We start from the raw sequence: 5,434 nt of genomic DNA on the forward strand, positions 1-5,434 counted from the left end.
ATTGAAATCAAAACGGGTGAATCCTTTAATGAATTGACTGAAGAATTACTTCTCAATGCTTTAAAAATGAATTCATCAAGCTGGAAACTGGAGGAAGCAAAAAACAATAATCACGTCACCTATTATAATGAATTCTACAATGAAGTGCCAAAATATCGAATCATTACCTATACTGATGGCGGACTTTACAGTTCTGTGAGCGATATGACCAGATATATGCAAGAAATGATGAAGGGAGTGGAGGGGGAGAGTAGTATAATGAACAAAGAATCATTTTTAGAAATGATGAGAAAGCAATTCGATGGAGAAGAGCTTACAGAGGGTATCTGCTGGGATTTATCCTTTGAAGGTTTGATAGGGCACGCAGGGAATGATTTTGGAACAACTACACTAATGTATTTTTCACCCAAAACCGGAATAGGGAGAATCTTATTCACAAACATTTCAATTGAAACAGCGGAGCAAGAAGAGACCTTCTACGGAATTTATAATTTGCTTTTTAAACATGATTTAACAAACAAAGATGGCAGGTAATATAGGCTATGACATTCATGCTGGCTATAGGCCAGTTCGCTGCAAACCTCAACCGTTTTCAATTGCCTATCAAGCAATAAAAGTCTCTATGGTAAATCCTGTAAATCCCTTAAAAAGTGAGTACGCTAAAATATATCGCCATGCTTAAAAACTATCTCAAAATCTTCTTCAGGCAGCTTTTTAAAAATAAAGCCTATTTCTTCATTAATATTGGTGGCTTGTCAATAGGTATAACCGCGGCCTTGCTTATTATGATGTACGTGCAGTTTGAGCAAAGTTATGATGCAGATTTAGCAGTATCTGATCAATTATACAGATTGAATCTTGCTTCTGTCTCCGAAGGTCAAGTAGAGGAGCATAGCGCCCGAACCGCTCCAGCCATGGGGCAACTGGCTTTGGATGAACTCCCTGCAGTTGAAGCTTTTAGCCGAGTAGTGATTATGGGAGAAGTCATTGCAGGACTAGGAGAAGAATTTATTCGCGAGGAAAATATTTTTCTGACTGATGCTCAATATTTTGATTTTTTTGATGTGGAAATCAAACAAGGAGACTTGGAGCAAATGGCATTGCCTTTAAAGGTAATGCTTTCTGAAACTACTGCTCAGAAAATATATGGTGATGAAGATCCTACTGGAAAAGTACTGGAAATTAACAGCACTAATTTTGATGGAACAGTAGTGTTTGAAGTGGCAGGAGTATATGAGTCCGTTCCTGAAAACAGGCATTTAAAACCAGAGATTTTAGTCTCATATGCTACGTTGCATCATTTTATAGGGAAGCAGGTTGATCAGTCTTTTGATTGGCAAAACATGTACACCTATTTGAAAATCAATGAAAAAGCCACTATTGAAGCTGTTCGGAGCCAAATGAATGATGCATTGCAAAGCCGTCATGGAGAAACATTGAAAGCCGCAGGAAATGAATGGGAACTTGAATTCCAGGCAGTTGATCAAATCCATACTAATCTCCAATATGCGGGAGAATATAATGCCGGTATAGATGGAAGCAAATTAAAATATTTTATATGGATTGGCGCTTTTGTATTGTTAATGGTTTACCTCAATAGCATTAATATCACAAATTCACGGGCACTTAACCGAGCAAGGGAAATTGGCGTGAGAAAAGTTACTGGAGGGAATAAACAGCAGCTTTTTCTTCAGTTTATGATGGAATCTCTAATGATCAACTTCATGGCTGTGTCAATTGCTGCAGTTATCCTCGGTACAAGTGGTAATTTTATTGTAGAGGTACTGAGCCTGAATTTACCCGCTTCTGCTTTTGGATTTGACCAGCTATATTCATTTCTACTAATCTTATGGATTTTCGGAACTTTGATTTCTGGTATATATCCGGCTGCTGTATTGACTTCCTTTTCGCCCTCAGACATACTGAAAGGAACGCTAACTTTTAAATTAAGAAACACTTTTGCCAGACCACTCTTGGTTTCCCAATTAGTCTTCTGCTTGATCATACTTTCAGGGATTTTCACAGTTTACTATCAACTCAATCACATGCGAGAGCAAGAACTGGGTATTGCGTTGAATGATAAACTTATAGTGCGTTCTCCTATGCTTTTTGTGGAGGGAAGTGGAAATTATCAGGAACAGATGAACAATGAATTAACCAAAATTGAAGGAGTAAAAGCTGTAGCTGCAACCAATGAAATTCCCGGCAATGAAGTGTATTGGCGTACCGATAATGTTTATGTGGAAGGGAACGATAAAAGTGGCGCTATGTACAGTATATTAAACGTAGGCGAAAATTATTTTGAAACTTTTAAAATTCAGTTAAAAGCAGGAAGATATTTCAATAATGCACTTGAAGAAGGAAGCGAAGCCATTATCAACGAAAAAGCTCTGGAAACTTTAGGTTTTAATGAGCCAGAGAATGCCATTGGAGAGCAGCTTTTCAGCAATGGCAATGCAGTCCCAATTGTTGGTGTGGTAGACAATTTCAGACAGCAAGGGGTTAATAATCAAATCAACCCACTAGTATTAAATTACTCCCCTGGTGATTTGAATTATTATATTCTGGATTTTAATAAAGAGGAAGTTGGTAAAATCCTTCCCCAAATAGCGACTGCTTTCAATACCTTATTTCCAGCATCACCTTTCGAGTATTATTTTCTGGATGAACATTTTGATAAGCAATATAAAAGTGAATTGCAATTTGTGCAACTATTTAGTCTGGCGGCAATAATCGCCATAATAATAGCAGTAATGGGTATTGTGGGCGTCACCACTCAACTGATTATCGGAAGAAATAAGGAAATCAGTATCCGCAAAATTATGGGGGCATCTTTTACAGACGTTTTAACCTTGGTTTCTCGTGAATATCTGATTTGGTTGAGTATCTGCTTTACCGTGGGTATTCCATTATCCTTTTATTTATTCTCCAACTGGCTAGATAATTTTCTGGTCAGGATAGAGCTTGGCTGGTGGTTTTATGTAATCCCAGCTGTAATCATTGCAGTCATTTTTTTAGCTTCAACACTTGTTCAAACAGTGAAAGCAGCACTGGTAAATCCTGCTGAAACTTTAAATGATTAGTAGGGAGTGATTGAACCATTTTTTACTAGAACAAAAATGAAAGATAAATTATAAATCTATATCCATGCTACTCAACTACCTAAAAATCGCCCTGCGCAACATCAAGCGTCACAGCCTGCGCTCTTTCATTCATGTGATAGGCTTATCTATAGGTATAGCGGCCTGTTTTGTCATCTATAATTTGGTTGCCTATGAATATGGTTTCGATACCTTCCATCCTGAGAAAGAAAAAATTCATAGGGTAATGAGTGTAACAGGTAATGCAGAAGAGAAATGGCCTAATTCAGGGACTCATTTTCCTTTGGCAGAAGCGGTTAGAAATGAATTGCCAATGGCAACAGAGGTAAACCATTTCTACACCTCCAGTTCAGTGATGGTAAGCTCTGCAGATGGAGAAAAGAATTATGGCAGGCAAAAAGGAGTGATTTATACCGATTCCTCTTATTTCAAGATGTTTCCTTACCAATGGTTAAGTGGCAATAGAGTCACCGCTTTAAAAGACATGAATTCTATTGTGCTTACTGAAAAAGCTATGCAGAAATATTTTGGCGATATTTCACCATCAGAAGCATTGGGCAGGGAGTTAATGTTTGCAGATACAATTCCAACAAAAATAACTGGAGTGGTTGCTGATTTTGAAGAAAATAGCGATTTTACTTTTACAGAATTTATTTCAATGGCTACTATTTTAAACAAACAAAGTAGTCGTGAGGAAATTCATGTGGATAGTTGGGGAAATGTCACCTCTTCTTCCCAGTTGTTTATAAAAATTGATCCTAATGACTATGAGAAAGCAGAAGAAACCCTTTTAGCTATTAAGAACAAATACATTAAACCAGAAGGGGATTGGCGGACTGATTTTTATTTGGAACCATTAAGTGAGCTTCATTTTAGTCAAACTTACAGTACCAAAGCAGCCAATAAAATGGTCATAAAAGGACTCATTGCTATTGGATTTTTTATTCTATTTATTGCCTGTGTCAATTTTATTAATTTGGAAACAGCCCAGGCCAAATTGAGGGCAAAAGAAGTAGGGGTAAGGAAAACGCTAGGGAGTAGTAGAAAACAATTGGTAGCACAGTTTCTTACCGAAACATTTATAATTATACTTTTAGCTATAATAATAGCCTTGTTTTTAAGTGAACTTGGGATAGCTTACTTTAAAGAATTGCTTCCCGAAGGCCTTACTTTTGAGTATTGGTCAGGCAATAATTTAATTTTTCTTTCCTTACTTTCTATCTTAATATTACTGCTTTCAGGCATTTATCCAGCTTTACTCTTATCGGGATATTCTCCAATAAAAGCCTTAAAGGGTGATCGTAAATGGAAAAAAGGCTTTGACTTTCAATTTTTTCTACGGAAAAACCTGACCGTGCTTCAGTTTTCATTATCCATTGCCTTTATTATAATAGTGATGGCAGTAAGTGGGCAAATTGATTATTTGTTGAAAAAAGATGTAGGCTTTAATAAAGAAGCAGTGATGTATGTTAATACATCTTTCGATCACACTGATCAACGGAATCAGATTTTGAGAGACGAGCTTAAAAAACAATCTTTTATTCAGGATGTGAGTTTGAGCAGCGAAATTCTAATTTCTCAGGGGCTTTGGACCACTTCAGTAAGTTTGTCGGAAGATACAAGTGATTTTGAATTGGGTATTCAGATAAAAAAAGCGGATACAGCCTATATAAATTTATATGATGTACCGCTTATTGCAGGAAGAAACTTTAGAATGGCTTCTAATGAAATTCTAATTAATGAAATGGCTGTTAAAAAACTGGGTTTTGAAAATCCTGAAGAGGCCATTGGAGAACGAGTAAATTATAATCAGGCTGAATTAATCATAGTAGGGATTGTAAAAAATGTTCATACTCAATCCATGTACGAAGCCATTAGACCTATGATGATTAAACCTGATAATATGGGCTTGTTTACGACCAATATAAAATTAAAACCTAATATTGATTTGGTAGCTGCCAAAGAGCAAATGCAGGCAAGCTATCACTCCATTTATCCTAACGAGAGCCACGAATTCCAATTTTTGGATAAAACCATAGAAAATTTTTACCAATCTGAATTAAGGATGAAACGCGTATTAGGCTTTGCCACGGTATTGGCGATTTTAATTAGCTGCTTAGGGCTTTTTGGCCTGTCTTCTTTCACAATAGCACAACGTACGAAAGAGATTAGCATCAGAAAGGTATTAGGCGCTTCTTTATCCAATATTTTAATGCTGATTACCAAAGAATATGCATTCTTGATTGCCATTGCATTTGTATTATCCATTTTCCCAGCTTGGTATTTTCTGAACAATTGGTTGAGTAGTTTTCAGTACCGCATGGAATTATCTG

Annotated in this window: 3 protein-coding genes; all 3 read left to right on the forward strand. The window is 36.6% G+C overall.

What is annotated here, in order from left to right; translation table 11 throughout:
* Nucleotides 1-534 (forward strand): serine hydrolase (locus Q0L29_RS15210; RefSeq protein ID WP_296623028.1); only part of this gene is annotated, 534 nt, incomplete at its 5' end.
* A gap of 116 nt (nucleotides 535-650) precedes the next feature.
* Nucleotides 651-3,083, forward strand: coding sequence for an ABC transporter permease (locus tag Q0L29_RS15215; protein WP_296623030.1), 2,433 nt, complete (start codon nucleotides 651-653; stop codon nucleotides 3,081-3,083).
* A gap of 64 nt (nucleotides 3,084-3,147) precedes the next feature.
* The coding region (locus tag Q0L29_RS15220) for an ABC transporter permease (RefSeq protein WP_296623032.1) at nucleotides 3,148-5,434 on the forward strand (2,287 nt) is incomplete at its 3' end.

The sequence above is a fragment of the Marivirga sp. genome, from assembly GCF_024636815.1.
Taxonomy (GTDB): domain Bacteria; phylum Bacteroidota; class Bacteroidia; order Cytophagales; family Cyclobacteriaceae; genus Marivirga.